General features: G+C 68.9%; 2 protein-coding genes. One reads left to right on the forward strand and one right to left on the reverse strand.

Translation table 11 applies throughout. The features are described from left to right. Positions 1–244: 244 nt before the first annotated feature. Positions 245–1,771 carry a DUF4331 domain-containing protein gene (locus tag AC08OU_RS21635; protein ID WP_476605652.1) on the reverse strand — a complete coding sequence of 509 codons (1,527 nt, stop codon included), beginning with the start codon at positions 1,769–1,771 and terminating at the stop codon, positions 245–247. Positions 1,772–2,044: 273 nt separating this feature from the next. Between AC08OU_RS21635 and metK the strand changes: the two genes are divergently transcribed. After that, positions 2,045–3,235, forward strand: a complete 1,191-nt coding sequence (gene metK, locus AC08OU_RS21640; RefSeq protein WP_476605653.1) for a methionine adenosyltransferase — start codon at positions 2,045–2,047, stop codon at positions 3,233–3,235. Positions 3,236–3,392: the final 157 nt, after the last annotated feature.

Consider the following 3,392-nt stretch of genomic DNA (forward strand, 5'->3'; position numbering starts at 1 on the left):
GGTGGGGTCGGCGTCGCCGCCGGCGAGTGCCGTCGCCGAGGCGCCGATCGCGGCGACGGCGACCGTCGCGGCGGCGATCGTGAGAGTCGTGCTGCGCTTCATGGTTCTTCCCCTGATGCCGAGAGGCCCGCGCCGCCGCGGGCCGAGTGCCGGGTGGGGCGGGGTGGCCCCGGGTCCCTTGTCGGGGCCACCCCGCCGGTGACGCGGTGGGTGAGTCCGCGTCGATCGGTGCCGCTGGTGGGTGCTAGATCACCGTGGTGTCGTACCCGTCGGCCACGTGCGCCAGGCGCCGCCGCCGCAGGAACCACCAGCCGGTGCCACCGACCATGGCGACCCCGGCCGCGACCGCCAGGCCCGCCGACGGCACCGGAGGCTCGCCACCGCCCAGCGCGCTGGTCAGCGCGCTGCTGGTGTTCTTCGAGTCGAGCTTCTGGGTGCTGGCAGCGCCGGAGTTCACCGACGTCGAGCCGCTGGTCGGCAGCCCGATGTAGGGGAACGCCTTCTCGAGCTTGACGTCGTTCGTGTCGACGCCGTCGCCGAGGTCGTTCGGGGAGCCGACGAGCTCGCCCTCGACCACCTGGAGCGCGATGTCCAGGGTGTCGTCCGCCAGCCGGCGGCCGTTCGGGAAGCCGTTCTTGTCCCCGCCGATGACGCCGAGCCGGCTGTTCTTCTGGTCCTTCACCGGCGTCAGATTGAGCCGCAGCATCTCGGACGGCGTGACCTTCTCCGGCTGGTTCAGGCCCGGGATGCCTGTGAGGAACACCTGGACCAGGTCGTCGCGGGGCTCCTTCGGCGCCGGGACCTTCAGCACCTGCTCCACGACCTTGGGCAGGCCCGGGTTGGTCACGAACTTGAGGAACTGCGCGTCGTCCTTGGGGTCGGACGCGTTGAACTTGTCCTTGTCGGACAGCGGGATGACGACCTCGTTCACCAGCGGCATGCCCAGGCGGGACACCTGCCGGTACTTGCCCTTGGCGTCCGCCTTGGACACCCGCGAGAAGACGCCGATGTTGTTCTTGGCACCACCGAGATCCTTCACGGGAACGCGGATCGCCGTCGTGTTGACGTTGTACCCGCGGAGCGTGTCGTTTCCGACCTCGGACAGGTCACCGCCGTACAGCAGGTTGAACACGCGCAGGTCCAGGAAGAACGGGTCGTCCGCCTGGCCGGCGAAGACGTCGATGTCCTTGCCCTTGATCGAGTGGGTGGCCTGCTTGCGCAGCGAGGCGTAGTCGGGCATCGAGGCCTTGCCGACGTTGGACGGCGCCGCGATCAGGTCCTTCGCGAGCGTCTTCCACTTGCCCTTCTCGTAGACCTGCAGGTCGTAGGTCTGGACGACGTTGAGGGTCTTGTCCTCGAGCTTGTTCACCGGGCCCGTGTTGTAGAGGAAGGTGGTCTTGTCCTTCACCTTCGTCTTGAAGGTCCACCGGTACACGATGTCCGGCTTGGCGTTGCCGTTGGTGTCGATCGCGATGTCGTACCAGGCGCCGTCCTCGAACGTGTAGAAGTTCGGGCCCCCGGCGGGTTCCGAGAACGGCAGGAAGTCGGCTAGCAGGGTGACGGTCCCGTCCTTGTCGGGGCTCAGGAACGCGAAGACGTCGGTGGCGTCCAGCCGCGGGGTCCCGGCGATGCCGGGCGCCTCGCGGTGGCTGGAGGCCGTCGCGACGTCCGCGCCGACGACGCCGGCGAGCACGACCGCGACGGCTCCCGCCGCGGAAGCTCGCGCCAGTACCCGGCGGCGTCCGGGACGTGGGGTGGACTTGCCAAACATTTCTCCTCCAGATGGCTCCGGCACCGGGTGGCGCCACCCATCGTTCGGAGCGGGGGCCGGGTTGGTTTGCCCCAGCCCCCGGGTAGTTGCGACGGCGATTTCGACGGTCGGCAACCCCGGGCGTCGTGAACGAGACATGACGAGACTGGTCGCGTGGGGGGAGGGGGTGGCTAGAGTAAGCGCAGCCGTGGTCCGGCCATGCCCGGTTCCGGCGCCAGTCAGCAGCCGCTGCACGCGACGACAGGGGTCGTCGCCCCATCATTCAGGAGCGCCGTGTCGTACCGCCTGTTCACCTCTGAGTCTGTGACCGAGGGTCACCCTGACAAGATCTGCGACCAGATCAGCGATGCCGTACTTGACTCGTTGCTCACGCATGACCCGCGCAGCCGGGTCGCCGTGGAGACGATGGTCACTACCGGCCAGGTACACGTCGCGGGCGAGGTCACGACGCAGGCGTATTCCGACATCCCGTCGATCGTCCGCAAGACCATCCTGGACATCGGGTACGACTCGTCGACGAAGGGCTTCGACGGGCACTCGTGCGGTGTCTCGATCTCGATCGGTGCGCAGTCGCCCGACATCGCGCAGGGCGTCGACACCGCGTACGAGGCGCGGGTCGAGGCCGGCGAGGACCCGCTCGACCTCCAGGGTGCCGGTGACCAAGGGCTCATGTTCGGTTACGCGAACGACGACACCCCCGAGCTCATGCCCCTGCCCATCTGGCTGGCCCACCGGCTGGCGGAGCGGCTGACCGAGGTGCGCAAGTCCGGTGAGGTGCCCTACCTGCGCCCGGACGGCAAGACCCAGGTAACGATCGAGTACGACGGCGACCGCCCGGTGCGCCTGGACACGGTCGTCGTCTCGTCGCAGCACGCAGCGGACGTGTCGCTCGAGAACCTGCTGCAGCCCGACGTCGCCGACCACGTGGTGAAGCCGGTCGTCGACCAGGTGGGGATCGACACCACCGGCGTCCGCCTGCTCGTGAACCCGACCGGCCGGTTCGAGATCGGTGGCCCGATGGGTGACGCCGGTCTCACCGGCCGCAAGATCATCGTGGACACCTACGGCGGCTACGCCCGCCACGGTGGTGGCGCCTTCTCTGGCAAGGACCCGTCGAAGGTGGACCGGTCGGCGGCCTACGCGATGCGCTGGGTGGCCAAGAACGTCGTCGCCGCGGGCCTGGCGCGCCGCGCCGAGGTGCAGGTCGCGTACGCGATCGGCAAGGCCCACCCGGTCGGCCTCTACCTGGAGACGTTCGGCACCGAGACCGCGGACCCGGGCAAGATCACCGCTGCGATCCGGGAGGTGTTCGACTTGCGGCCGGCGGCGATCATCCGCGACCTCAACCTGCTGCGGCCGATCTACCGGCCGACGGCGGCGTACGGGCACTTCGGGCGCCCGCTGGCGGAGTTCACCTGGGAGCAGACCGACCGGGTCGACGCCCTGCGGTCGCTGGTCGGCTGACACGCGGCAAGTTTGTCCGGCCGCCCACCGAGTTTGAGCGCGCTGTGGCGCGGCTCGGCCTCGGCCGAGCCTCGCCACAGCTCACAGTGTGACGTTTTAGTGATCATCCGGGATGAATGATCACTAAAACGTCACACTGTGGTTTCTCCGTCAGGGC

It is taken from the genome of Frankia sp. CcMO1, assembly GCF_977945845.1.